The organism is Polaromonas sp. P1_H6 (genome assembly GCF_056405195.1).
In genome coordinates this window covers 14,362-38,125 of sequence record NZ_JBFUCN010000033.1, presented here as the reverse complement: position 1 = coordinate 38,125, position 23,764 = coordinate 14,362, and the positions used below count along the sequence as shown (strand labels likewise).

General features: G+C 65.7%; 23 protein-coding genes. 5 read left to right on the top strand and 18 right to left on the bottom strand.

Annotated elements, in window-relative coordinates; all coding sequences use genetic code 11:
* Nucleotides 1–4 precede the first annotated feature (4 nt).
* Together AC1D1F_RS22020 and AC1D1F_RS22015 are read left to right on the top strand one after the other, a co-directional pair.
* Nucleotides 5–1,021 carry a tRNA dihydrouridine synthase gene (locus AC1D1F_RS22020; protein WP_477675831.1) on the top strand — a complete coding sequence of 339 codons (1,017 nt, stop codon included), beginning with the start codon at nt 5–7 and terminating at the stop codon, nt 1,019–1,021.
* A gap of 33 nt (nt 1,022–1,054) precedes the next feature.
* Nucleotides 1,055–1,909 carry a PA4780 family RIO1-like protein kinase gene (locus AC1D1F_RS22015; RefSeq protein ID WP_477675830.1) on the top strand — a complete coding sequence of 285 codons (855 nt, stop codon included), beginning with the start codon at nt 1,055–1,057 and terminating at the stop codon, nt 1,907–1,909.
* On the opposite strand, the gene AC1D1F_RS22010 is transcribed toward AC1D1F_RS22015, so the two are convergent.
* Nucleotides 1,906–3,120 carry a multidrug effflux MFS transporter gene (locus AC1D1F_RS22010; RefSeq protein WP_477675829.1) on the bottom strand — a complete coding sequence of 405 codons (1,215 nt, stop codon included), beginning with the start codon at nt 3,118–3,120 and terminating at the stop codon, nt 1,906–1,908. The two genes, AC1D1F_RS22015 and AC1D1F_RS22010, sit on opposite strands and share 4 nt — an antisense overlap.
* Before the next feature lie 283 nt (nt 3,121–3,403).
* Here AC1D1F_RS22010 and AC1D1F_RS22005 point away from each other — a divergent pair, with 283 nt between their 5' ends.
* Nucleotides 3,404–5,827, top strand: a complete 2,424-nt coding sequence (locus AC1D1F_RS22005; protein WP_477696886.1) for a cellulase family glycosylhydrolase — start codon at nt 3,404–3,406, stop codon at nt 5,825–5,827.
* Between the two features lie 12 nt (nt 5,828–5,839).
* Here the strand turns inward: AC1D1F_RS22005 and AC1D1F_RS22000 are convergent, their stop codons facing one another.
* The 10 genes from AC1D1F_RS22000 to AC1D1F_RS21955 form a co-directional block, all read right to left on the bottom strand.
* Nucleotides 5,840–7,447: a gamma-glutamyltransferase family protein gene (locus AC1D1F_RS22000; protein ID WP_477696885.1), complete on the bottom strand. Its 1,608-nt coding sequence runs from the start codon at nt 7,445–7,447 to the stop codon at nt 5,840–5,842.
* Between the two features lie 42 nt (nt 7,448–7,489).
* Entirely contained in the window at nt 7,490–8,362 is an 873-nt protein-coding gene (locus AC1D1F_RS21995; protein ID WP_477675826.1) for an ABC transporter permease, read from the bottom strand.
* Nucleotides 8,363–8,365: 3 nt separating this feature from the next.
* Nucleotides 8,366–9,307 (bottom strand): ABC transporter permease, encoded by a 942-nt coding sequence (locus AC1D1F_RS21990; protein WP_477696884.1) that lies wholly within the window; start codon nt 9,305–9,307, stop codon nt 8,366–8,368.
* 22 nt (nt 9,308–9,329) lie between these two features.
* The gene (locus AC1D1F_RS21985; protein WP_477675824.1) at nt 9,330–10,829 is read right to left on the bottom strand and encodes an ABC transporter substrate-binding protein; all 1,500 of its coding nucleotides are present in this window, start codon (nt 10,827–10,829) and stop codon (nt 9,330–9,332) included.
* A gap of 99 nt (nt 10,830–10,928) precedes the next feature.
* Entirely contained in the window at nt 10,929–11,978 is a 1,050-nt protein-coding gene (locus tag AC1D1F_RS21980) for an ABC transporter ATP-binding protein (RefSeq protein WP_477675823.1), read from the bottom strand.
* Complete coding sequence (locus AC1D1F_RS21975; RefSeq protein ID WP_477675822.1) at nt 11,975–13,003, bottom strand: ABC transporter ATP-binding protein; 1,029 nt, start codon at nt 13,001–13,003, stop codon at nt 11,975–11,977. The genes AC1D1F_RS21980 and AC1D1F_RS21975 overlap by 4 nt, the downstream gene beginning before the upstream one ends.
* Nucleotides 13,000–13,719, bottom strand: a complete 720-nt coding sequence (locus tag AC1D1F_RS21970; RefSeq protein WP_477675821.1) for a DUF1028 domain-containing protein — start codon at nt 13,717–13,719, stop codon at nt 13,000–13,002. Before AC1D1F_RS21970 ends, AC1D1F_RS21975 begins: the two co-directional genes overlap by 4 nt.
* Nucleotides 13,720–13,879: 160 nt before the next feature.
* Complete coding sequence (locus AC1D1F_RS21965; RefSeq protein WP_477675820.1) at nt 13,880–14,839, bottom strand: tripartite tricarboxylate transporter substrate binding protein; 960 nt, start codon at nt 14,837–14,839, stop codon at nt 13,880–13,882.
* A gap of 48 nt (nt 14,840–14,887) precedes the next feature.
* Complete coding sequence (argE, locus tag AC1D1F_RS21960) at nt 14,888–16,108, bottom strand: acetylornithine deacetylase (protein ID WP_477675819.1); 1,221 nt, start codon at nt 16,106–16,108, stop codon at nt 14,888–14,890.
* Nucleotides 16,109–16,342: 234 nt separating this feature from the next.
* Nucleotides 16,343–17,026, bottom strand: a complete 684-nt coding sequence (locus AC1D1F_RS21955) for a hypothetical protein (RefSeq protein ID WP_477675818.1) — start codon at nt 17,024–17,026, stop codon at nt 16,343–16,345.
* 285 nt (nt 17,027–17,311) lie between these two features.
* Here AC1D1F_RS21955 and AC1D1F_RS21950 point away from each other — a divergent pair, with 285 nt between their 5' ends.
* Entirely contained in the window at nt 17,312–17,821 is a 510-nt protein-coding gene (locus AC1D1F_RS21950; protein ID WP_477675817.1) for a DUF1993 domain-containing protein, read from the top strand.
* A gap of 47 nt (nt 17,822–17,868) precedes the next feature.
* Here the strand turns inward: AC1D1F_RS21950 and AC1D1F_RS21945 are convergent, their stop codons facing one another.
* From AC1D1F_RS21945 to AC1D1F_RS21915, 7 genes are all read right to left on the bottom strand, one after another.
* Nucleotides 17,869–18,300 (bottom strand): hypothetical protein, encoded by a 432-nt coding sequence (locus AC1D1F_RS21945; RefSeq protein ID WP_477675816.1) that lies wholly within the window; start codon nt 18,298–18,300, stop codon nt 17,869–17,871.
* Nucleotides 18,301–18,637: 337 nt separating this feature from the next.
* Nucleotides 18,638–19,684, bottom strand: coding sequence for a class I SAM-dependent methyltransferase (locus AC1D1F_RS21940; protein WP_477675815.1), 1,047 nt, complete (start codon nt 19,682–19,684; stop codon nt 18,638–18,640).
* A 216-nt stretch (nt 19,685–19,900) separates the two neighbouring features.
* On the bottom strand, nt 19,901–20,365 hold the full coding sequence (locus AC1D1F_RS21935) for a DUF4864 domain-containing protein (protein WP_477675814.1): 465 nt from the start codon (nt 20,363–20,365) through the stop codon (nt 19,901–19,903).
* Between the two features lie 117 nt (nt 20,366–20,482).
* Complete coding sequence (locus tag AC1D1F_RS21930; RefSeq protein WP_477696880.1) at nt 20,483–21,355, bottom strand: PhzF family phenazine biosynthesis protein; 873 nt, start codon at nt 21,353–21,355, stop codon at nt 20,483–20,485.
* An 81-nt stretch (nt 21,356–21,436) separates the two neighbouring features.
* Nucleotides 21,437–21,673 carry a hypothetical protein gene (locus tag AC1D1F_RS21925; RefSeq protein ID WP_436153857.1) on the bottom strand — a complete coding sequence of 79 codons (237 nt, stop codon included), beginning with the start codon at nt 21,671–21,673 and terminating at the stop codon, nt 21,437–21,439.
* Nucleotides 21,674–21,762: 89 nt separating this feature from the next.
* Entirely contained in the window at nt 21,763–22,371 is a 609-nt protein-coding gene (gene petA, locus AC1D1F_RS21920) for a ubiquinol-cytochrome c reductase iron-sulfur subunit (RefSeq protein WP_477678063.1), read from the bottom strand.
* A gap of 34 nt (nt 22,372–22,405) precedes the next feature.
* On the bottom strand, nt 22,406–22,867 hold the full coding sequence (locus AC1D1F_RS21915) for a carboxypeptidase regulatory-like domain-containing protein (RefSeq protein WP_477678064.1): 462 nt from the start codon (nt 22,865–22,867) through the stop codon (nt 22,406–22,408).
* Between the two features lie 223 nt (nt 22,868–23,090).
* Between AC1D1F_RS21915 and AC1D1F_RS21910 the strand changes: the two genes are divergently transcribed.
* Nucleotides 23,091–23,753: an alpha/beta hydrolase gene (locus AC1D1F_RS21910; RefSeq protein ID WP_477700835.1), complete on the top strand. Its 663-nt coding sequence runs from the start codon at nt 23,091–23,093 to the stop codon at nt 23,751–23,753.
* The last annotated feature ends 11 nt before the right edge of the window (nt 23,754–23,764 follow it).

Genomic DNA, 23,764 nt, shown 5'->3' with positions numbered 1-23,764 from the left:
CGCGATGAAAGCTGAAGCACACGCCACTGTCCTGCTGGCCCCCATGGAAGGGCTGCTGGACTTTGTGCTGCGCGACATCCTCACGCGGGTCGGCGGCATAGACCGCTGCGTCTCCGAGTTCATCCGCATCACCGACCAGCTGCTGCCCGAGCGCGTGTTCTATCGCATCGTGCCCGAGCTGCACCATGGCGGCCGCACACTGGCCGGCGTGCCGGTGCGCGCGCAACTGCTGGGCTCGGATCCCCACTGCATGGCAGAGAACGCCGCGCGGCTCGCGGGCTTGGGGCCGGACGGCATAGACCTCAACTTCGGCTGCCCGGCGGCTGTCGTCAACCGCCACGGCGGCGGGGCCTCACTGCTCAGGGAGCCTGACACCCTGACCGCCGTGGTCGGTGCCGTGCGCCGCGCGGTGCCGGCTTCCATGCCCGTGTCGGCCAAGATGCGGCTGGGTTATGACGACGATGCGCGTGCCGTCGAATGCGCGCTCGCGATTGAAGCGGGCGGTGCCGGCGAACTGGTGGTGCACGGCCGCACCAAAGCCCAGGCCTACAGGCCGCCGGCTTACTGGGAGCGCATTGCCGACATACGCGCGGCGGTGAAAATCCCGGTCGTCGCCAACGGCGAGATCTGGACGGTGGAGGACGCGCGGCGCTGCCGCGAACTCTCAGGCTGCGATACCTTGATGATTGGCCGCGGCGCGGTGCGCGACCCGGGATTGGGCCTGGCGATCAAGGCCGACAGGCGGGGCGCGCAGGCGGATGTCAGCTGGCCCGCCTTGCTGCCGTTGATTGAAGATTTCTGGCGCATCGTGTGTTCGCGGATTGACACGCGCGCCCGGGCTGGGCGGCTCAAGCAATGGCTCAATTTTTTGCGGCGGCGTTTCCCCGAGGCGGAAACGGCCTACCAGGCGATCAAGACGATCAACGACCCGGTGCTGGTCGAAGCCTGGCTGGCGGGGGCGCTGCAGGACTGCGTGCTTGAACCAGCCGCTGTGCGCCGGCCTTTGCCAGAATTGGCCTGAATATTTCGAAATCCGCTCGCTGAAAAGGCCTTCATGAAAACACCCCAGAGATTGCAGTCCCTGCTCGAAGAAGGCCTGATCGACAGCGTCGTGCGCCAGCTCATGAGCGGCAAGGAGGCCATGGTTTACGTGGTGCGCTGTGGTGACGACACGCGCTGCGCCAAGGTCTACAAGGACGCGACCGAGCGCAGCTTTCGCCAGGCGGTGGACTACACCGAAAACCGCAAGGTCAAGAACACGCGCCAGGCGCGCGCCATGGCCAAGGGCACGCGCTTCGGCCGGCAGGCGACCGAGGCAGCCTGGCAAAGCGCCGAGGTCGATGCGCTCTACCGGCTGGCCGCGGCCGGTGTGCGTGTGCCCAAACCGCACAACTTTTGCGACGGCGTGTTGCTGATGGAACTGGTGACCGACGAGCACGGTGACGCCGCCCCGCGTTTGAACGACGTCGAATTTACGGCCGAAGACGCGCGCCTGCACCACGCGACCCTGCTCACGGAGGTGGTGCGCATGCTGTGCGCCGGTGTGGTGCACGGTGATCTGTCGGAGTTCAACATCCTGCTGGGCGTGACCGATGGCCGGCCCGGCCCGGTGATCATCGACCTGCCGCAGGCGGTGGACGCCGCCGGCAACAACCACGCGGGCCGCATGCTGCTGCGCGACGTGGCCAACATGCGCGGCTTTTTTGGCCGTTTCGCGCCCGAGTTGCTGCAGACGGACTACGGCAGCGAGATCTGGGACCTGTACCAGCGCGGCGTGCTGCAGCCCGAGACGGCGTTGACAGGCCGCTTCACGCACAAGACCGGCCCGGTCAACCTGGGTGCGGTGATGGGTGAAATCGACGATGCACGCGCTGAGGAAGCAGCCAGGCGCCTGCGCATGCAGGCCTAGAGCTGCTCTTGGCGCGCCGGGGCGGGTGCGGTGCGTACGCCACCCAGCGTGCCGCGCGACATCGCATACGCCAGCAGCGCGCAGCCCGCGATGCCGGCCACCATGGGCAGGGCGGTTCCGTCGGCAAACACGCCGACCGTCGCCATCACCACCGCGCCGGTCACGAACTGCAAGGTGCCCATCAGGGCCGAGGCCGTGCCGGCGATCGCGCCGTGCTCTTCGAGCGCGAGCACGGCGGTGGTCGGCACCACCAGGCCCAGGAAGCCGTAGCCCAGCAGCAGCAGGGCGATCATCACGTCCAGGCGTTCAATGCCGGCCAGGTTGACGATTAGCAGCAGCGCCATCACAGCGGCGTAGCCGGTGACCGCCACCTTCACGATGGGCACCAGGCCGAAGCGCGCGGCCAGCTTGCCGGTGAATTGCGAGACGCCGATAAAGGAGGCCGCGTTGACGGCGAAGGCGATGCTGTATTGGCGTGGCGTGAGGCCGTAGTGGTCTATCAGCACAAAGGAGGAGTTGGCCAGGTAGGCGAAGAAGCTCGATATGCCGAAGGCGCCTATGAAGACCAGGCCCATGAAGTGGCGGTCGCGCAGCAGCACGCCGTAGGCCTTGATCGCGCTGCCGAAGCTGCTGTCCACCCGCTGCTCGGGCGGGCGTGTTTCGGGCAGGGTGAAGCCCACCAGCAGCAGCCCGGCGGCGGCGGCTACCGTGACGGCCCAGAACACGCTGCGCCAGCCGAAGGTCTCAATCAAAATGCTGCCGGCCAGCGGCGCCAGGATGGGCGACACGCTGAAGACCAGCATCAGCAGCGACATCAGCCGCGCCGCGTCATGGCCGGTGTGCAGGTCGCGCACGATGGCGCGCGGCACGACCATGCCGGCGCAGGCGCCCAGGCCTTGTATGAAACGCAGCACCACCAGCGTGTGGATGTCCGGGGCCAGCGCGCAGCCTATGCTGCCCGCGGCGAACAGCAGCAGGCCGAAGTAGAGCGGCGCCTTGCGGCCGACCATGTCGGACACCGGGCCGTAAACAATCTGGCCTATGCCCAGCGAGATGAAGAAGGCCATCAGGCTGGCCTGCACCGCGCCCATGGAGGCGCCCAGGCTCTGCCCGATGGAGGGCAGGGCGGGCAGGTACATGTCGATGGCGAAAGGGCCGATGGCGGACAGCAAACCCAGCACCAGGGCTGCCCGGAAGAAACTTTTGGTCATGAAAGGAAAAAGATCAGGCCGTTCGTGCTATTGACAGCGGGCTCTTGGCCCCTGCACGAAACCGGTGTTGTGAAAGCTGCCAGGGTAGGGCCGTGGCGGCAAAAAATACCTGGCGCTATTGTCACCGACCTCGCGTTTTCGCGCTCGCACTGTCCAAACCTGTCAGCCTTGACAGGGGCCAAATGTAAGCGAGGCATTGTGTTGCTTCAAACTGTAATGAAGCGGAAATACCGGGCTTAACCTGAGTCTTTCAAAGACATGCAGCAACAGGAGAAGCCTTCCGATGCAAAGACGCGAATTTTCCAAAACCGCTTTGGCGGCCGGCGCCCTGGCGGCCCTTCCCCTCGGCGTGAGCCGGCAGGCGCAAGCCGCCGTCGCGCGCGCCGCGGCCGGCATGCCCGCCATGGGCACCAATCTTTCGGGCATGGAATGGGCCAAGCCCGGCCTGCGGGCCAACACCAGCTCGGCGCCCAACCTGCATTTCACCGTGCCGCGCAAGGCCGACGTGGCCTACCTGGCCGCCTGCGGCTTCATGAAGAACCGGCTGCCCATCCAGTGGGAGCTGTTGCAGCCCATGCTGCACGACACGGTGGCCAATGCGGCCGCGAAGGCGGCCATCGGCAACCCGGGCGCCTTCCATGCGGGTTATGAGGCCTTCATCACCGGCGTGCTCGACGCCCATGCGGCCGCCGGCACGCGCTGCATCATCGACAACCACAACTACGGCCGCTACCAGGATTTTCGTTTCCAGCCCGACGGCTCGGTGATAGGCCTGACCGTGCCGCCAGGCGGCGTGCTCAGACCCTACACCACCGATGCGGTGCAGATCCAGTCGCGGATTTTTTCATTGGCGCCAGGCGCGACGCTCAAGATCGCGCACTTCAGCGATTTCTGGACGCGCGCGGCGACCAAGTGGAAGAACCACCCGGGCTTCGGCGGTTACGGCCTCATGAACGAGCCGCACGACATGCCCAAGCCGGGCGGCGTCATCGCGTCGAATGAGGAAGCCGTGAAGGGCGGCGAAGACCTCACGATCTGGCCCACGTTCGCGCAGGCGGCCATCCAGGCGATACGCGCGGTCGACACCGTCAACCCTATCTATGTGGCGGGCAACCAGTACGACTCGGCCATGTCCATAGGCACCAAGAATCCCGGCTTTCCGCTAACGGGGACCAACCTGATTTATGAAGTGCACGTGTACCTTGACGCCTTCAGCAACGGAGCCTTTTTTGACTACGACACCGAGGTCGCCAAGAACTACAGCGCCGGTTTCGGCACCGGTCCCATCAAGGTCTCCACCGGCGCGGACCGGCTCAAGATCGCGGTCGACTGGGCTGCGGCCAAAGGCGTGAAGCTGGCGCTCACCGAGGTCGGCATGCCGATCGACGACCCGCGCTGGGAGGCGATGTTCGCGCAAACGGCGGTCTACGCCGCGCAATCGGGTTGCGAGGTCTACACCTGGATGGGCGGCAACCACTGGCCGATCCGCAACTACGCCATCAACCATGTGCCCGGCTGGCACCAGAGCAAGACGCTGGAGTCGTCGGTCTCGGGCGTGCTCAAGGCCGCGGCCGGCATTGTGCAGGCGACCCTGTTCGACGACGGGCCCGGCTATGCGCCGGCGGGAACACCGATCACGATCACCGTTTATGCGCGCGGCAACCTGGCCCAGCCGGTGGTGCTCACGGTGGCGTCCAACAAGGGCGGAACCTTGAGCAAATCGCGCCTGACGATTCCCGCGGGCGCCAATGGGCAGGACAGCTTCACTTACACACCCGCCGCCAACCAGATCGCGACCCTGAGCTACACCAGCGATGGGCAACTGGGCGGCCAGGTGCCGCCGCCGCGCAAGGTGTTTTCGCTGACGGACCCGGCAGGCTATGCCGCAACCAATCTTGCCGACGCAGCGCTGGCCATCGTCGCCAAGTACGGCGCCTGCAAATGGGAACTGGCCGACGGTTACACCGACTACCTGCTGGGCGCGCCGGCCGCGGCGGGCCAGGTGGTGCGCGCCGTGTCGGATTCAGGTTATGGATCCAGCCCGGGCAATGCCCTGGAGATGATCAACTGGATGAACAAGGACAACGGCGCTGCGGGGCCGATGTCGGTGCCCGTGATGCGCGTGACCAACGGCAAAAAGAACTCCGACCACAGCGTGCCCGAGTCTTTCGGATTCTGGTGCAAAAAATCCAGCCGCATGGCCGGCGTGCAGCCCAACCCGCGCAACCGCGTGCCCTACAACCTGGAAGACGCGCATTTCGCCATCGCGGCCCTCAGCGTTCCCGTGGCTACCAACACCGGTGTGGTGTTCCAGGCCTCCAAGACGGAAGACCCGCAGACCTCGGAGCTGGGTTTTCTGAACGGCCAGCCGCGCGCCCGGTGGATTGACTCCAAGGGCCAGACGGTGCAGTTGCTGGCGCCGGCCAGGCTCGCCGTCAACACACCGGCAGTGCTGGCGCTGGCATCGGTGGCCGGCGCGCAAAAGCTGCGCCTTAATTCCGCCGAAGTCGGCAGCAGCGCAGCGACCTTCGCGCCCAGCGCCTTCACCCAGATGCTGATGGGCTGCGGCTACATCAGCTATTACCCGCGTGAAGGTTTCCGGGGAAACCTGTACGCGGTTATCGCAGGCAAGGGTGCGCCCACCGTGGCCGAACTGGCGGTGATGGAGCAATACCTGGCCAGCACGGCCGGCCTTGCGCTCAGGTGAGCGCCGGGAGTTTTACCAGGCGGCGATAGAGCCGTCTGCGCGCGGCTCCGTCCCGCCGCAAAGCACGCCCTCGGCATTGCGCCAGATGATCTGCCCGCGGCCGAAGCCCATGCGGTTGCCGGACCATGCCACCTGATGGCCCAGGCCGGCGAGGCCGTGGAAGAGGTGCTCGGGTGTGGAGCGTTCTATGCTCACGCGCTTGCCGCTTTCCCATTCCCAGCGCGGCGCGTCCAGCGAAGCTTGCGGGTTCAGGCCGAAGTCCACGGTGTTCATCACCATCTGCACATGGCCTTGCGGCTGCATGAAGCCGCCCATCACGCCGAAGGGGCCTATGGCCCGGCCACCCTGGGTCAGGAAGCCCGGGATGATGGTGTGGTACGGCCGCTTGCCGGGTGCCAGGCAGTTGGGGTGCTTGGCGTCGAGTGAAAAATTGTTGCCGCGGTTGTGCAGCGCAATGCCGGTGCCCGGCACCACCATGCCCGAGCCGAAGCCCATGTAGTTGCTCTGGATCAGCGAGACCATATTGCCTTCGCCGTCGGCCGTGCTCAGGTAGACCGTGCCGCCGCGCGAAGGCTCACCCGGCATGGGCTGCAGAGCGCGCTCACCTATGAGCGCGCGGCGCTCAGCCGCGTAGGCGTCCGACAGCAGGTCGGCCACGGACACGCGCATGTGCGCCGGGTCGGCGATGTGCGCCAGGCCGTCGGCAAAAGCCAGTTTCATGGCTTCGATCTGCAGGTGGTGGGTGCGCAGGCTGTCACGCTCGATGAAGTCATAGCCCTTGAGGATGTTGAGCGCCATCAGCGCGACCAGGCCGTGACCGTTGGGTGGGATCTCCCAGACGTCATAACCACGGTAGTTGGCGCTGATCGGGTCGCACCAGTCGACCTGGAAGGCGGCCAGGTCTTCCTGGGCCAGGTAGCCGCCGGCGGACTGCACAAAGGCCGCGATGCGCTCGGCCAGCGGACCGCGGTAAAAGCTTTCGGCGGCCGTGTCGGCAATCGATTGCAGGGTGTCGGCATGCGCGGCGGAGCGCCAGATCTCACCCGGCTGCGGCGCGCGTTCCGGCGCGAAGGTGTCGAACCAGGACTTGAAATACGGTTCCTTGAACTTTTCACGGAACAGCGCCGTGGCCTGCTGCCAAGCCGACGCCACGGTGGGCGAGACCGGAAAGCCCTCGCGTGCCAGTTCGACGGCGCGTGCCATCGAGGTCTTGAGCGGCAATTTGCCGAAGCGCTGCGCCAATGCGGCCCAGGCGGCGGGCGTGCCCGGCACCGTGACCGGCAGTGGCCCGTACTTGGGCACTTCGGTCAAGCCCTGGCTGGTCAGTTTGTCGAGCGTGATGCCGCGCGGCGCCGGGCCGCTGGCGTTCAGCCCATGCAGCTTGCCGCCGTGCCAGACCAGCGCGAAGGCATCGCCGCCTATGCCGTTGGCATTGGGCTCAACTACCGTGAGCGCTGCGGCCGTGGCAATCGCCGCGTCAATCGCGTTGCCGCCGGCCTGCAGCACCTGCAGGCCCGCCTGCGCGGCCAACGGCTGCGAGGTGGCGACCATGCCCTTGTTGGCATAGACCACGTTGCGGCGGGAGGCATAGGGGTAGTGGAGGGCGTCGAAGGTAGGCATGATGGATGAGGGAAAAGCGCGCCGTATTGGTGCAGGTCTATTTTATTTGTGCTTGGGGTCCAGCGCATCGCGCAGGCCGTCTCCCAGCAGGTTGAAGGACAGGACCAGCAAAAAGATGGAGAGGCCGGGCCAGATCGCCATCCAGGGGGCATTGTCGACGTAATTCTTGGCGGTGTTGAGCATGCTGCCCCAGCTGGGCGCCGGTGGCTGCTGGCCCAGGCCCAGGAAGGACAGGCTGGCCTCGGCGATGATGGCGGCGGCAATCGCCAGCGAGGCCTGCACGATCAGCGGCGGCAGCACATTGGGCAGGATGTGGCGCAGCGCGATGCGCCAGTGCGGGTTGCCGACGGCGCGCGCCGCCTCGACGAAGTCTTCCACCTTCATGGCCAGCACCTGCGCGCGCGTGAGGCGTATGAAGATGGGGGTGGCCGACACGCCGATGGCGATCATCGCGTTGCTGAGGCTGGGGCCCAGGAAGGCAGCCAGCGCGATGGCCAGGATCAGGAAGGGAACGGCCAGCATGGCGTCGGTGAAGCGCGAGATCAGGCCGTCCGTCCAGCCGCCGACGTAAGCCGCCAGCAGGCCTATGGGTACGCCCAGCACCATCGATATGCAAACCGACACCAGGCCCGCCATCAGCGAGGCGCGCGCGCCCCACACCACGCGTGAGAGCACATCGCGGCCGATTTCGTCGGTGCCGAACAGGTATTGCAGGCTGGGCGGCTTGCGCACGGCGCTCCAGCTGGTGGCAATCGGGTCGTAGGGTGCGATCCATGGCGAAAACAGCGCAAGTGTCACAAAAATCAGCACGATCGCCAGGCCCAGCATGGCGCCGCGGCGCCGCATCAGGCGGCGCAGCGCACGGCGGGCCGGTGTGGCCTCACGCGGAATGGCGGCGGGCAGGACAGCGCTCATGCCTCAACCCCTCAGCCGTGGATTGACCACAAAATACGCGAGGTCGGCCAGCAGGTTCAGCAAAATGTAGACGCTGGAGGTGAACAGCACCACGCCCTGCACGACAGCGTAGTCGCGGTTGAACACCGCGTCCACGATCAGCTTGCCGAAACCGGGAATCGAAAACACCTGCTCGGTCAGCACCGCGCCCGACAGCAGCGTGCCGAACTCCAGCGCGCCCAGCGTGATGATGGGCGTGAGCGCATTGCGCAGCGCATGCTTGAGCACCACGCGCCGCTCGGTCAGGCCCTTGGCGCGCGCGGTGCGCACGTAGTCGGCATTGAGCACCTGCAGCATGGCGCTGCGCGTGTGGCGCATCAGCACGGCGGCAATCGCGTTGCCCAGCACAAAGGCCGGCATGATCATGGCCGCCAGGTTGGCCCCGAGGTCTTCAAAGGGGCTGACATAGCCCGAGGCCGGCAACCAGCCCAGCTGCACCGAGAACACCAGGATCATCAAAATGCCCAGCCAGAAGTTGGGCGTGGACAAGCCCCACAGCGCGATCACATTGGCCAGGTAATCCCAGGCCGAGTCCTTGCCGACGGCCGAGACGATGCCGGCCGGGATGCCGATCAGCAGCGCGATCACCATGGCCATGGCCGCCAGTTGCAGCGTGACCGGCAGCTTCTCCTTGATCAGGCCCAGCACCGGCTGCTGGATGCGCATGGATTCGCCCAGGTCGCCGTGGAACACGCCGGAAATCCAGTAGGCGTAACGCATGGGCAGCGGCTCGTCGAGGTGCATTTTCTTTTGCAGGTAGGCGATCACCTCGGGGTCCTGGTTTTCCCCGGCCAGAACCGACGCGGCATCACCGGGCAGCAGTTGCTGCAGCCCGAAGATGATGACCGTGACAAAGAACACGGTCGGGATGATCGCGGCAAGCCGCTTGAGGAGGTACTGGAGCATGTGAGTCGGGCGCGGCCTGCTTTTACATCTTCAAACCCTGGATGCGGACCAGCCCGTCAGGCACGGTGCGCATGCCGGTGATTTTCTTGTTGTAGGCCCACAGCCAGTTGCGGTGGAACAGGTAAACAACAGGCTTGACCTTGTCGGCTTCCGCGGCCAGCGTGGCAAACACCTTGATGCGCCCGGCGGTGTCCAGCGTGTTGCGCGAGCGGTTTAGCAACTCGTCCCATTGCGGCCTGCATTCGCCGCTGTAGTTCAGCGGCTGCTTGCAGCCGTAGAAGCTGAACAGGTTGCCGTCCGGGTCGGCGCGGCCGCTCCAGGCCAGCACATAGGCGTCGAACTGGCCCTTGTCGGCCAGGTTCAGCGAGGTGGCGAATTCGGTGGACTGGATCTTCACGTCAAAGCCAGCCTCCTTGGCCATGGCCTGCACCACCTGGGCCACGCGCTGGGCATCAGAGGTGGTGGGCGTCATCAGCGTGAAAACGGGGTTGGGCACACCCGCTTCTTTCAGCAGCTGTTTGGCGCGTGCGATGTCGCGCTTGGGAATGGGGACGTTCTTGGCATAGAAGCTGTTGGCGGGTGGCACCCACTGGTTGCCCGGCGTGGCTTCGCCGTCCATGGCGACCTGCACGATGCCGGCGCGGTCCAGCGAGAGCTCAAAAGCCTCGCGCACGCGCGGGTCGCGGCCCAGCGGATTCTTCTGCGCCTGGTCGCTCTTGCCGGTGTTGATGGTGATACCCTGGTAGCCCAGCTCGGTGATGCGCGAGAAGGAGAGCTTTTTGTCGGCCTTGATGGAGGCGATGTCGGAGGGTGCCACGCGCTCGATGAAGTCGAGCTGGCCGGAGCGCAGGTTGGCCAGGCGCACGGTGGCGTCGACGATAGGCTGGAAGACGACTTTGTCGAAGTGGATGTTGGCCTTGTCCCAGTAGCCGGTATAGCGTTCCAGCACGATGCGGTCCTGCGCCACGCGTTCGGTGAATTTGAAGGGGCCCGAGCACACCGGCCTGGTGCCGAAGTTGGTGGGCGCGGCCTGCGCGGCCTTGGGCGAAACCATCATGCCGGCGCGGTCGGCCAGCACGCTGAGCAGCGGAGAGAAGGGCGCGCTCAGATTGATCTTCACGGTGAGGTCGTCGATGACGTCTACCGTGGTGACGGGCGCCAGCTCGCCGCGGCGATTCGAGCCCGCGAGGGTTTTGTGGCGGTCGATGTTGAACTTCACCGCGGCGGCGTCGAATTTTTCGCCATCATGGAAAGTCACGCCGCTGCGCAGCTTCAGGGTCAGCGCCTTGTTGTCGGCCGACCAGGTGTAAGAGGTGGCCAGCTGCGGCACGATGTTGAGTTTTTCATCGATGTCGACCAGCTTGTCGCACAGTGAGGAAAACACAATGCGGCTCACGAAGCTGCGCGCCAGCGTCGGGTCCAGCACGTCCGGATCTTCGGCCAGGCCTATGCGCAGGGTTTGGGCTTGCGTGGCGCAGGCGGTGGCGGCCAATGTCAGGGCCAGCAGGATTTTGGTGCTCATGGTTCTTCCTTCACGGTTGTCGATTGCGATGATGGATGGCTTGGACGGCTGCCTTGCGCCGGAGATATCTGGGGTTGGGATGAACATCATGGGTCTCCATCAGGCCGCTTGCGCATGAAAGGCCGCCTGGAGCCGGAGCAGCCTCTCGTTCACGACGGCGCCGCCGGTAATGCCGGCCGGCGCCTTGATCTCTTCCCAGAAATGGCAGGCCACGGCGTGGCCGCCTTGCGAACGCAGGGCGGGCACTTCCTCGGCGCAACGGTCTCGAGCGTGGGGGCAGCGCGTCCTGAAGCGGCAGCCCGAAGGCGGCGTGATCGGGTTGGGCACGTCGCCCTGCAGCAGCGTGCGCTCGCGCTTGAGACCCGGCTCGGGCACCGGGATCGCGGAAAGCAGCGCCTGCGTATACGGATGGCGGGGCTGCGCGAACAGGCTTTGTTTGTCGGCGTATTCGACGATCTGGCCGAGGTACATCACCGCCACGTGCGAGGCGATGTGTTTGACCACCGCGAGGTCGTGCGCGATGAAGACATAGGCCAGGCCCAGGCGGCGCTGCAAATCCTGCAGCAGGTTGACGACCTGCGCCTGGATGGACACGTCCAGCGCCGACACCGCCTCGTCGCAGACGATGAGCCGCGGCTCCACCGCCAGCGCGCGCGCAATGCCGATGCGCTGGCGCTGGCCGCCCGAGAATTCATGCGGATAGCGCTGCAGGTATTGCGGCGCCAGGCCCACCAGGTCCAGCAGCTCGGCGGCGCGTTCGCGGTGCCGGCCGCGCGCCAGGCCGTGCAGGGCCAGCGGCTCGGTCAGCGCCTGCTCCACCGTCATGCGCGGGTTCAGCGAGGAATACGGGTCCTGGAAGATCATCTGCAGTTCGCGGCGTTTGGCGCGCAGGCGGCCGGCCGGCAGGGCCATCAGGTCCTCGCCGTCAAACCAGACCTGGCCCGAGGTCGCGTCCAGCAGGCGCAGCACCAGCCGTCCCACGGTGGATTTGCCGCAACCGGATTCACCGACCAGCGCCATGGTCTCGCCGGTGTTCAGTTCAAAGTTGAGCCCGTCGACCGCATGCACGACCGCCTTGGAGCGGCTGAACAGGTGCGGGCGCACCGGGAAATGCTTGATCAGGTTTTCGACCTTCAGCAGCGCGCTCACGGCATCACCTCGCTGGTGACGGCGGCGGCGGCGCGGCGGGTTGCCATGCCTGCATCCAGCGGCGCGCGCCAGCAAGCTGCTTCGTGGCCGTCGCCCATGTCCATCAGCGGCGGCACTTCCTGGCTGCATTTGTCGATGGCAAACGGGCAGCGCGGCGCGAAGCGGCAGCCGTCCATGCGCGTCATGGGGGTGGGCACCTGGCCCTCGATGGCGTTAAGGCGGTCCTGCGCCAGGTGCAGTTTCGGGATGGAGCCCAGCAGGCCGATGGTGTAAGGGTGCTGCGGCTCGGCGAACAGGCGGGCTACGGGCGCGCGCTCCACGATCTTGCCGGAATACATCACGACGACCTCATCGGCCAGCTCGGCGATCACGCCCAGGTCGTGCGTGATCAGGATGATGGCGGTGCCGGTTTCCTCGCGCAACGTGCGCATCAGGTCCAGCACCTGGGCCTGGATGGTGACGTCCAGGGCGGTGGTGGGTTCGTCGGCGATCAGCAACTGCGGTTCGCAGGCCAGCGCCATGGCGATCATCACGCGCTGGCGCATGCCGCCCGAGAGCTTGTGCGGGTATTCGTCGATGCGTTGTTCGGGCGAGGGAATGCGCACGCGGCGCAGCATGGCGATGGCATGCTCCCTGGCCTCGTCCGCGCTGATGTCGCGGTGGCAGCGTATGCCTTCAATCAGCTGGTCGCCGATGGTGAAGGCCGGGTTCAGCGAGGTCATGGGCTCCTGGAAGATCATGGCCATGCGGTTGCCGCGCAATGCGCGCATCGCGTCCGGGCCCAGCGTGGCCAGGTCGGTGCCCTCAAAGCGGATGGAGCCCGCGGAGACACGCCCCTGGCCCTTGGGCAGCAGGCCCATGATGGACAGCGAGGTCACGCTTTTGCCGCAGCCTGATTCCCCGACGATGCCCAGCGTGCGGCCGGAGGAGACGGAAAAACTGATGCCGTCCACCGCGGCGAATTCGCCGCCGCCTTCGAGCTTGAAGCTGGTGCGCAGGCCGCTCACCTCGAGCAAAACCGTCATTCGGCGGCTCCGCTGCGCAGTGCGTGAAAACGTGTGATCTCGGCCTCGATCACGGCACGGTCGGTGATGCCTGCGGGGCTGCGGCGCGAAGGCAGGCAGGTGCTGAAGGGCTGGTAGCGCTCCAGGCTTTTGTCATAGAGGCGGCGCAGTTCCTGCAGGGGCTCGGCATGGTCGTCCACGCGGATGTCCAGTGCGCAGTAGTCTTCTGTGGTGTAAATCAAAAGTGCGGCGGCCTGCTTGCCGCGCTTGTCGCCGCCCGCGGCTTCGCCGGCAGCGAGGGCGGTGATCAGGCGTTCGGCAAAAGGGAGTTGAGCATTGGCCTCATAGGCCAGCGCCGTGACTTCAACCACCTGCGGGCCGGCCAGCATGTTGCCGGCGACGGAGTAGCCAACACCTGCCGTATGGCCGCACCAGTCTATGCAGGCGCTGCCGGTGTAGCCGGCGGTTTGGCCGTTTGCGGCTATCAGGTGCACCTGGCGGTGGTCACGGCCTTCGTCGGCCGAGGTCAGTCGCTTGATGATGTAGTCGGGAGACTGGCCGAAGGCCAGGCCGTCCAGCGCCGGCGCGGCATACAGCGGATTGACCAGCGCCTGCGTGGCCACCGCGCCCACGCCGCTGCGTGCGTGCGGGCACAGTGCGCCCACGGCAAAAAATTTGCTGGCAACCGCCACGCCGAACGCGCCCGATGAATCGCGCGCGATGAGGGACCAGGTCATGTATCAGACTTTCATCGCAACTGCGCCCTTGACCAGGCGTCTCGTGCTCCCCGCAAACAAAAAGCCGCATGAAGCGACTTTCAAATAGCTAATGGATGACGCATTTATCATGCCATGCTTCGGCGGGCTGCGCCCGCCGACCAGGGCGCCGCTTCGCCGTTTATTCGACCTTGGCGCCCGAGGCCCTGACGACTTCCGCCATGCGCTTGTAGTCGACCGCCAGCAGCTTCGCGAAGTCGGCGTTGCTCATGGCCAGTGGCTCGATGCCCTGCTTGTCCAGGCGCTCCAGCACCACCGGGTCTTTGAGGACCTTGGCCATGGCCGCGTTGACGCGGTTGACCTCGCCCACCGGTGTGGCGGCGGGGCCCAGCAGTCCGAACCATGAATCGAACTGGTAGCCGGGCAGGCCGCTTTCAGCGATGGTGGGGACATCGGGCAAATATTTGGAGCGCTTGGGCGAAGTCACGCCGATCAGGCGTATGCGGCTGTCTTTGGCAAAGGCCAGCGCGCCTATGCTGGCGGCGATCACGGCATGGGCGCGGCCGGAGATCACTTCGTTGATCGCCTCGCCCGTGGCCTTGAGCGGCACGTGCACCACATCGATGCCGGCCAGGCCGTTGAAGTAGGCCATTGAAAGGTGCGTGGCGCTGCCGACGCCGGCGGTGGCGTAGTTGAGCTTGCCGGGATTGGCCTTGGCGTAACGGATGTACTCGGCGGCGGTTCTGGCCGGTACGTCGGGGTGGATCATCAGCACGTAGTCGGCGGTGCCGATGTGCGCCATGGGGGCGAAGTCTTTTTGCGGGTCGTAGCTGAGCTTGGTGTACAGCGTGCCGGCGATGTTGTGGCTGGCCGCGCCCAGCACCATGGCGCCGCTGTCGGGCGCCGACTTGGCGACAAAGGCCGTGCCCACGGTGCCGCCGGCGCCGGGCCGGTTTTCAATGATGACGGTCTGGCCCAGCGCCAGGCCGAGCTCGGTGGACATGGCGCGCGCCAGCAAGTCCTGCACGCCGCCCGGCGCAAAAGGCACCACGATGCGCGCGATCTTGGCATTGGACTGGGCGAGGGCGCCGCCTGCGGCAAGGGCCAGGCCGGTGCCCAGGAAATCTCGGCGTTGCATCATGGAATGGTTTCTTTCGGGTGAAGGGTGGTTGCGGTTCGGATCAGGTTTTCAGTTCACGCAGATTTCATCGGCCAGGCGGCGCATGAAGCGCTCGCACCAGGCGAGTTGGTCGAGTGTGACCCATTCGTTGGGCTGGTGTGCCTGCGCGATGTGGCCGGGGCCGCACACGATGGTCGGCACACCGACCTGATGGAACAATGCAGCTTCCGTGCCAAACGACACCTTGCCAGCGCCCGAGCTCGAATCAACGTCGGCGCACTTGAAGCACAGCCGGGCGATCTCGCTGTCGGCTTCCGTCGCGAAGCCGGGCAGCACGGAGTTGAGCTTGTGTGTGATGCCGGTATCGGCCGCCACGGCCTGCATGGCCGGGACCAGGCTGTCGGCGAAGGCCTTGGCCTCGTTGAACAGTTCGACCGGCGAATTCATGTGGTGGTGGCGAATCTCCCAGGTCACGTCGCAGTCGCGCGGGATGATGTTGAGGGCGGTGCCGCCGGCGATCACGCCGGTATGAATGGTGGTGTGCGGCACGTCGTAGATCGGGTCGAAGGGGCCTTCGGCCACCAGGCGGCGGTGCATGGATCTCAGGTGGGCGACGAATTCACAGGCGATCTCCACCGCGTTGACGCCCAGCGGCGTGAGCGAGGAGTGCGCCTCGAAGCCGCGCACCGAGGTCTTGTAGGCGTGCTTGCCCTTGTGCGCGATCACCACCTGCATGCCGGTGGGCTCGCCGACGATGCAGCCGGCGGGTTTGTAGCCCTGGTCCACCATGTCGGCAATCATGCGGCGCACGCCTATGCAACCAACCTCCTCGTCGTAGCTGAAGGCCAGGTGCACCGGGCGCTTGAGTTTGCGCTTGAGCAGCTCGGGCACCATCATGAGCGCGGTCGCGCCGTAACTCTTCATGTCGGTCACGCCGCGGCCGTAGAGCTTGTCGCCGATGATTTGCGCCGCGAAGGGGTCGGTGTCCCAGGGCTGGCCGTCGACCGGCACCACGTCGGTGTGGCCCGACAGCACCAGGCCGCCCAGCCTGGTTTCGCCGTTTTCGGCGGGCAGTGTGGCCCAGAGGTTGGCCTTCTTGCCGCTGTCGTCATAGGTGCGGCGGCATTCAATGCCCAGGGCTTCAAGCTTCGCCTGCGTCCAGTCGAGCAGGGGCAGGTTGCTGTCGCGGGAGACGGAGGCAAAAGACACCCATTTTTCAATCAGCGGCAGGGCGGCAAGGTCGGCGGCCTGCACGGCGCTGCGGGTGGCGTTGGGAAGGGGGGCATTCATGGTGGGCCTTTGTGGTGCGGCGCGATGCCGTGGTTTCAGAACGGCGGCGGCCGGAGGAATAGCGAGGGCGAGGGCATTGCCGGAAAATTGTATGACAGCATACTATTTTGCGCGCACGCCATCCTGTCCGGGCCGCTGGCTACGCCCGGGCAAAAAAAAACCGCCGGATCGGGTGATGCAGCGGTGTTGTGCAGCCAGGAGTGGCTGGGAAGGTGTGGGCGCTTGCCGGCAGTCTTATTTTTTCCCGCCGCCACCACCGCCACCGCCACCACCACCGCCGTTTCCACCTCCGTTGCCGCCCGCGTTGCCTCCGCCATTGCCGCCGCCGTTACCGTTGCCCTTGCCGCCACCATGGCCGGCGTCTTTGCCGGTGCCCAGGCCCTTGCCCGCGATGTCGGCTTTGGCAACGCTGTCTGCCTTGGCGGAATGGCTGGATGCCTTGCCGCTCTTGTCGGTGTGTGAAGCGCTGACGACCGAGCCCAGCGTCACGCCCATGCCTTTGGCGATCTGCCCCCAGCCCATGCCCTCGCTTCTTTGCCCGAGCACGCCGCCCAGTGCGGCCGAGAGCTGCCCCGGCGTCGGATTGCTGATGCCTTGCTGCGCCAGCGAGGTCTTGGCGAGCGAGATGGCGATGTTGACGTTGCCGTAGCCCATCTTGCCGGTGGACGGCGACAGGCTGGCGGCGGGCGCCGTGGCGTTGGGGCCGGTCAGGCTGGGCCCCAGGGTGATGGCGGTGCCGGTGCGCAGCCCGTTGACCATGGAGCGGGCGTTTTCCGGTGAGCCGGCGAAGGCGCTGTAGTTGGCGGCCAGCCGGGCGCCTTCGGGGTTGCTGGTGGTTTGCGCGAAGGCGGGGCCGCCGCACAGCAGGATGGCGCTGCTGGCCGCCAGGGCAACAAGGGTTTTGGGGAGGGTGAACATGATGGGTACCTCACGCTGGTAGCGCCGGCTGCGGGGTGCAGCCATGGCTTACTGATATTGATATTAGGAGTTTCTGCGTACGCAGAGTGCGTGTCGCGATGGCGTCCTACGTCTTTATGAGCATAAAAGCGCTGTCCGGTACCCGGATGTAAAAGTACGCGCAAAACGTTGGCGGCATTTGCGGGTACCCGGCGCCCGGAAAGCGGCTGCGGCTGAACCCGGCGAGAATGCGTCTCGCGGCATGCGCCGCCCCGGCCATTTACTCCTCACAGAAAGCATTTCCCCATGACCAGCAGCATCTACACCACCTCCATTCCCGTTTTCAAGCAGATGCTGGGCGGCCTCAAGGGCGTCCTGGCCAAGGCCGAGGCCCACGCGGCCGCGAGGAACATCGACCCCAACGCGCTGTTGCAGGCGCGCCTTTTCCCCGACATGTTTCCCTTGCTGCGCCAGGTGCAGGTGGCCAGCGACTTCGCCAAGAGCGTGTCGGCCCGGCTGGCCGGCGTGGAAGTGCCAAAAATCGAAGACAAGGAAACCACGTTTGCCGAACTGCAGGCGCGCATAGACAGCATACTGGCCTTCATCGAGGGACTGGGTGCGGCGAAGTTTGACGAAGCCGCCACGCGCGAGATCGTCACGCAGGCCGGCACGCCCAAGGAAAAGCGCTTCACGGGCCAGTCTTACCTGCTCAACTACGGCCTGCCGCATTTCTTCTTCCACACCACCACGGCGTACGCCATCCTGCGCCACAACGGCGTGGAAGTGGGCAAGAAGGACTACATCGGAAGCTATTGAAATTTATCGCAGGCGCCCGCGGATGGGCGCCTGCCGACGGCCTTGCGTCAGTGGGCTTGCGTCCACACGCTGGGGTCGGGCAGCTTCTGGTGGGGGCAACTGGCGCCTCCGTCCAGCTGCCATGAAATGCCATGCAACCAGTCATCGGCATGCGGCTCAAAACGCTTGAGGTCGGCCATCAGGGCTTTCTCGAACGCCACCGCGTAGGTCAGCAGGCGCTGGTCCCAGTGTTTCATGATGATGCGCACGTGCATGCCTTCACCGTGGCGGCTGGAGGTCAGCAACATCTGGCAGTCCAGCCACTGCGACGGGATGCCCGCCCGCCGGGCGGTATCGCGCAACAGCACCTGGATGAGCTGCCGCCGCAAGGCAAGGGCGGAATTCTCTTCGCCGGGGAGAGAACCCTCCGATTCAGGGAGGCTGGCGCCGACGGTCCTTGCAGGTTCGCTTTTTGTTCCAAAGAGCTGGTTGAGTTTCATGATGTGCGGGCATCGTGTTGTGGCGCCGGCCGGCTGGCAGGGCGTGTTTCACGCTGGGCCAGAGGGTCGGCGTCATATGTTACAAGGTGTTAACAATGTCCGCGAACCCCGTCCCCAAGTCAAGCGGATGAACTTTTAAAACCGGAACTTTTTCATGAAAACATGAATTGAACGCTGTCTTTTTGTACGCGTCAAAATGGGAAGTCTCAGAGGGGAAGCTGCCTCATCGTCGCGCGTCAGTCTCAACGTCACGTCCTGCCCGAAGGACTCATACCGCGTTTGCGCTGCGTGGAACGCTTGCTCCGCTAATTGTTTCTATATGTAACTAAAATGAGCTCTAAGCCCGCACAAAGTAGACGAAGGTTGTCTGCGGGAAGACGTGCCGGTAGAGGGGGCGGGCAAGCACCCGTGCCAGGTTTTTGGGTTGCAGCATCCCAGAGGCGCTGTTGTAGAGCCGGTAAAAGCTGGGGTGCAGCGGCTTGAGGCCGAACTCCTTGCCGAAGGCCACCAGAGAATCGTGGCTGAACGCGTTGATGTGCTCCAGCGGGGCGATCGGCATCTGGTCGCCGGCTGAAAGCGCGCCGAAATTTTTCCCCTGGCTGATTTTTTTCAACGCGGCCGCCGCATCGGGAACGCTGATCTTGATGACGCCGTCGCCCGACAGCGCGTCGCGCAGTTTTTCGAGCACCAGCCGGGGTTCCGTCAGGTGTTCGAAGACCTGCTCGGTATTGATGAAACGGAACCTCCTGGCCGGCAGGTCGCCCAGGCCGACGACCCGCAGCCCGACGGACCGGCCATGGCGGGCGCGCTCCTCGGACAATTCAACACCCCACACATTGCAGCCGAAGCCCATGGCCATCTTCGACCAGTGTGCCCAGCCGAAGCCGAAGTCCAGCATGTCGAGATCACCCGGCGGCAGCCCGAAGTGCTGGATGATGAACTGGACCTGCTCGGCGAGGTAGCGGTATTCGTCCAGGCTGTAGTTGCGGTGTTCGCGCTCCAGCTCGGTGCCCGGAACCCAGTCGTTGTAGATTTCGCCGAGCAAGGGGTCGTTGGGCACCTGTTGCTGGAAGACCAGGCCGCAATGGTCGCAGCGGGCGAGGGCATAGACGCCCGCGTCGGCTGTGGCGGACGCATGGCCTTCATAGTGTCTTGCGAGATACGCCTGGATACCCGCGCCGGTGTACGGCTCCTGGTAGACAAGGGACAGGGAGCCTGAAAGGCAGCCGGGGCAGCGGGTCCTGACTTTGAGTGGCGATTCTCCGGGCAGCGTGGCGCCCTGAAGCGGCGCCTGGCGCGGCGTTGGCAGGCCTTCCCTGCGGGACGGTGAAGCCGGTTCAACCGGCAGGCGTGGGAGTTCAAGTGAGCTGGCAGGCATGTTCATGGTGGCTTCCGAAGTGCCGCAACGCAGCAGTACCGGCCACCTTAGCCGCTGGCGGGGTCCGCGCGGGTAACCCGCTGTAAACCGTGTATCGACTCCCTGTCGCGAGGAAGCCATCCTGCAGCGGCAGTTTCGACGGCGCGGCGGCGCCTGCCTGGGCGCTGACCCATGCCGGCGCTCTACCAACGGGGGCGCCGACACTGAGCCGGCGTCCGTGCATCAGGTCATGCGGTTCCGGTTTTCGACCACCGCGCAACCGGTGATGCGCCACGCTTTGTTTCGTTGCCGCTCCAGGCTGTAGACCGCCAGCCACGAAGCGCCGCCGGCATCCGTCATCTGCACACGCTGGATGGCCTGGTCGTCCTTGCCCTCGGCTTTCAGGAATGCCACCGAGCCTGGGCGGTACACGACCGGGTAGTCCCTGCGCACCATCGCCATGAAACCGGCGGCGTTGCCGACGGCTTCACGCACATTGGGTGCGGCGAATGAAAATGCCTTGGCCGCGTTGTCTTTGGCAAACGCGGCGAGCTGGCTTTCGATCACGCCGCGCACGCTTTTTTCGTCCGCCGCCGTAAACGGTGCGGCCTGCGTCGGCGCGGCGCCAAGCAGCAGCGCCAGGGCCGCAGCCCCGGCGGTGAGCAGACCGCGCAGCTGCGCCGAAGCAAGGTGTATGCAGATGTTCATGGTTTTCCTCCTGGGGCAGCCTTTGTCGCGGTGCCGGCAGCGCCATCATGCCGCAACTTGCCTGGAAGTACGCAGTCCGCGGCGCCGCAGATGTACCTCTTCGACCTGGAGCCGCTCTTAAAGGAGTTGCCCGCGCGCCAGCACCACGACGCCACCGCTGACGAGGATTTCACCGGTCGCATTGGCCTGCACGGTGATCTTGCTGGGGCGCCCGACAAAGCGTCCCTGCTTGAGCGTGATGAGCTCGCCCGCCGCCGCCGCGCCGTGCTGCAGCAGGTAGGCGCCCACAGGGCCGGCCGCGCTGCCGGTGGCGATGTCTTCCACCAGCCCGGCGTTGTCCCAGGTGCGGCCTTCGCGCGCCGCCACGTCCAGCACGTAGGCAAACTTGGCGCCCACGGTGGCCAGCAATGCCTCGAAGGCCGGGTGCACGACGCGCGCGCGGTCCAGTCCGCCCGCGGCGGGCACCAGCAGGTAGGGCAGGCCGGTCGACACGACCTGCAGCGGAAAGCGGATGTCCAGCTGCGAGGCCTCGAGGTTGAGCGCGGCCAGAAAGGCCTGGCTTTCGGCGCGGCCCAGCGGGGCCTGTAGCGTGGCCTTGCCCTGGTTCATGCGGGCGTTGTAGGTGGCAGCAGTGCCCTCCAGCCGCGTGGTGCTGAGGGCGACCGCGCGCGTGCCCAGCATCAGGGTCCAGTCGGCGGCCGGTTGCCCGGCGGCATGCAGGTGATGCAGCAGGCCGGCCGCGCCCAGCAGCGGGTGGCCGGCGAAGTCGAGCTCTTCCTCCATCGTGAAGATGCGCGCTTCGAAGCGGCTGCCGGGACCGTCGGGCGTGATGAAAATGCTTTCGAACTGCCGCATCTCCACCGCCAGTCGCTGCATCGCGCGCGCCGGCAGCGGGCTTTCGGGCAGGAAGACCGACAGGCCGTTGCCGGCCAGTGCCTCATGGGTGAACACGTCGACCTGGTAGTAGCCCAGGCCCGGGAAAGATGTCATGCTGGTTTCTCCTGGGGACCGCCCGGCGATGGCGGTCGGCAGGGGAATTATCGGGGGCGCTGTGATGAACGCCCGTGTGGCTCAGATCCCGAGAATCTTCTTGGCGCCGCCCAGCGCCTTCATCGAGTCGTCGTGCTTGCCTTCCTTGTGGAACTTCTCGCCATCGGCGCGCAGTTCCTTGACCTTGCTCATGTCGGCGGGCGACAGCTTGGGGTTGGTCATCAGCTTGGCGTCTATGGCCTTCATCTCGTTGGGGCAGTTATGGGCAAAAGCCAGTGAGGAAGTGGCAAGTGCCACGGCGGCAATGATGAGTTTCATGCGAATCTCCAGGCTGCGTCAGAAGATGCTGACGCCAGATACTAGCAAGCCGCGAGACTGCTCACAAGGGCGGTTGCCCGCAGCGCCGGCTAGCCAATCTGCAGCTGGGAATCACCGATGAAGCGGTAGTCGGGGATCTCCAGGTTGGTCGGTGCCGGCACGTTTTTCACCACGCGGCCGGCCAGATCGAAGCGGGAGCCGTGGCAGGGGCAAAAAAAACCGCCGGGCGCATGCAACTCGGCGTTCAGCGCGCTGTCGTCCAGGCGCAGGCTCGGGGAGCAGCCCAGGTGCGTGCACACCCCGATCGCCACCAGGAGTTCCGGGCGCTCGGAGCGGGTCGGGTTGGCGCATGATTTCGGTTGCTCGGAGCGCTTGGACTGCGGGTCCGCCAACGCCGGGTTGGGCTGTTGCAGCGCGCGCACCATGTCATCGCTGCGGCGCATCAGCCAGACGGGTTTGCCGCGCCAGGCGACGGTGCGCAGTTCGCCCGTCGCCAAGGTGGAAATATCCACCAGCACCGGCCCGCCTTCGGCGCGCGCCGCTTCAGAGGGCGCAAGGCTGGCCGCGAAGGGGTAGGCCGCGGCCAGCAGGCCGGCGCCGGCGGCGATACCGGTTGCCGCCGCCAGCAGGTGCCGCTTTTCGGCATCCTGCAGCGTGCCGTCGTCTATTGCGCGTACCAGTTCGGTGAGGGTGCGCATGGTTTGCCTTTTCAGAATGATCAGGTCCGGCGTGTCACGGCCTGGTTTTATCCGCGCCCGCGGCCCAGAGAAACACTTCCCTGGAGGATTGACCCGCCTTCACGTCCACTTTCCGGTGCAGGGTCTGGCCGGCCAGTGTGGCCTCCACGGCATAACTGCCTGGTGCCAGCCGCGCCAACAGGAAGGGGCCTTCGGACGTGGCTTGAAGAACTTCCTGGCCCCGGGCGTCGCGTATCCGCACCTTCACGTCAGCGGCGAAGTCGGCGCGCTGCTTGTCCTGGATGGCGAATTCGAGCGCTAGCGGCCACTGCGCGCTGGCCTGGCGCATCGCCGCGGATTCGTCGGCGCCTATGCCGCCGCTCAGGTATTCAACCGGGCCGCTGGTCTGCACCGGCGGCAAGGGCGCGCTGGCCTGGGCCAGCACAGCGCCCGTTACGAGGGTCACCAGCGCACCGAGGACGGCCACAGAGGTGGCCTTGCGTGTCAAGGTTTTCATTTCAACAGGCTCCTTCCGCAAAAAGGGTCGTCACACCGTATCAGGCTTTGCGCGCCGGGTGTTCCATGCCGCTGGAAACCATTGTTCGCGGGTCGGCTTAGGCCGGCCTTAAGCGTAGAAAGGGCTCGGGAAGACGCGCCTAAAATCCCGACTGGTTTGCTTGCAGCCGCAAGCCCGCCGTGTTCAAACCCCATGCTCCTTAAATCACCTGGACCCGCCACCCATGTCCCTCGAAGTCATTGAAGCCCAGACCGGCGACAAGCCCACCGCCACCATCCTGATCATGCACGGCCTGGGGGCCGACGGGCGCGACTTCCTGCCGATCGCCGAGCAGCTCAATCTCTCCAGCGTGGGTGATGTGCGTTTCCTGTTCCCGAGCGCGCCGTCCATCCCCGTTACCATCAACGGCGGCTACGTCATGCCGGCCTGGTACGACCTGCTGGGCGCCGACCTGGTGAGCCGGCAGGACGAGGCCGGGCTGCGCAAGTCGCAGGCCGACATCGAGGCACTGATTGCCCATGAAACATCGCGCGGCATTCCTGCCAGCCGCATCGTGATCGCGGGCTTCTCGCAAGGCTGTGCCATGGCCTTGATGACGGGCCTGCGCCACGGCGAACGGCTGGCCGGCATCGCAGGGCTGTCAGGTTACCTGCCGCTGGCCGACAAGACCGCCGCCGAGCGCAGCGCCGTCAACCAGGATGTGCCGATTTTCCTGGCCCACGGCACGCGCGACGGCGTGGTCGTACTGCCGCGCGCCACCGCCACGCGCGATGCGCTCACGGCCATGGGCTATCCCGTCGAATGGCATGAGTACGCCATGGAGCACTCGGTGTGCCCGCAGGAGATCGTCGACCTCGAGAAGTGGCTGTTAAAGGTCTTGGCCTAAAAAGGACAAAC

Excerpts from the sequence above, each read along its gene's own strand:
- AC1D1F_RS22020 (WP_477675831.1), top strand. The coding sequence starts at position 5 with ATGAAAGCTGAAGCACACGCCACTGTCCTGCTGGCCCCCATGGAAGGG.
- AC1D1F_RS22015 (WP_477675830.1), top strand. The coding sequence starts at position 1,055 with ATGAAAACACCCCAGAGATTGCAGTCCCTGCTCGAAGAAGGCCTGATC.
- AC1D1F_RS22010 (WP_477675829.1), bottom strand. The coding sequence starts at position 3,120 with ATGACCAAAAGTTTCTTCCGGGCAGCCCTGGTGCTGGGTTTGCTGTCC.
- AC1D1F_RS22005 (WP_477696886.1), top strand. The coding sequence starts at position 3,404 with ATGCAAAGACGCGAATTTTCCAAAACCGCTTTGGCGGCCGGCGCCCTG.
- AC1D1F_RS22000 (WP_477696885.1), bottom strand. The coding sequence starts at position 7,447 with ATGCCTACCTTCGACGCCCTCCACTACCCCTATGCCTCCCGCCGCAAC.
- AC1D1F_RS21995 (WP_477675826.1), bottom strand. The coding sequence starts at position 8,362 with ATGAGCGCTGTCCTGCCCGCCGCCATTCCGCGTGAGGCCACACCGGCC.
- AC1D1F_RS21990 (WP_477696884.1), bottom strand. The coding sequence starts at position 9,307 with ATGCTCCAGTACCTCCTCAAGCGGCTTGCCGCGATCATCCCGACCGTG.
- AC1D1F_RS21985 (WP_477675824.1), bottom strand. The coding sequence starts at position 10,829 with ATGAGCACCAAAATCCTGCTGGCCCTGACATTGGCCGCCACCGCCTGC.
- AC1D1F_RS21975 (WP_477675822.1), bottom strand. The coding sequence starts at position 13,003 with ATGACGGTTTTGCTCGAGGTGAGCGGCCTGCGCACCAGCTTCAAGCTC.
- AC1D1F_RS21970 (WP_477675821.1), bottom strand. The coding sequence starts at position 13,719 with ATGACCTGGTCCCTCATCGCGCGCGATTCATCGGGCGCGTTCGGCGTG.
- AC1D1F_RS21965 (WP_477675820.1), bottom strand. The coding sequence starts at position 14,839 with ATGATGCAACGCCGAGATTTCCTGGGCACCGGCCTGGCCCTTGCCGCA.
- argE (WP_477675819.1), bottom strand. The coding sequence starts at position 16,108 with ATGAATGCCCCCCTTCCCAACGCCACCCGCAGCGCCGTGCAGGCCGCC.
- AC1D1F_RS21955 (WP_477675818.1), bottom strand. The coding sequence starts at position 17,026 with ATGTTCACCCTCCCCAAAACCCTTGTTGCCCTGGCGGCCAGCAGCGCC.
- AC1D1F_RS21950 (WP_477675817.1), top strand. The coding sequence starts at position 17,312 with ATGACCAGCAGCATCTACACCACCTCCATTCCCGTTTTCAAGCAGATG.
- AC1D1F_RS21945 (WP_477675816.1), bottom strand. The coding sequence starts at position 18,300 with ATGAAACTCAACCAGCTCTTTGGAACAAAAAGCGAACCTGCAAGGACC.
- AC1D1F_RS21940 (WP_477675815.1), bottom strand. The coding sequence starts at position 19,684 with ATGAACATGCCTGCCAGCTCACTTGAACTCCCACGCCTGCCGGTTGAA.
- AC1D1F_RS21935 (WP_477675814.1), bottom strand. The coding sequence starts at position 20,365 with ATGAACATCTGCATACACCTTGCTTCGGCGCAGCTGCGCGGTCTGCTC.
- AC1D1F_RS21930 (WP_477696880.1), bottom strand. The coding sequence starts at position 21,355 with ATGACATCTTTCCCGGGCCTGGGCTACTACCAGGTCGACGTGTTCACC.
- AC1D1F_RS21925 (WP_436153857.1), bottom strand. The coding sequence starts at position 21,673 with ATGAAACTCATCATTGCCGCCGTGGCACTTGCCACTTCCTCACTGGCT.
- petA (WP_477678063.1), bottom strand. The coding sequence starts at position 22,371 with ATGCGCACCCTCACCGAACTGGTACGCGCAATAGACGACGGCACGCTG.
- AC1D1F_RS21915 (WP_477678064.1), bottom strand. The coding sequence starts at position 22,867 with ATGAAAACCTTGACACGCAAGGCCACCTCTGTGGCCGTCCTCGGTGCG.
- AC1D1F_RS21910 (WP_477700835.1), top strand. The coding sequence starts at position 23,091 with ATGTCCCTCGAAGTCATTGAAGCCCAGACCGGCGACAAGCCCACCGCC.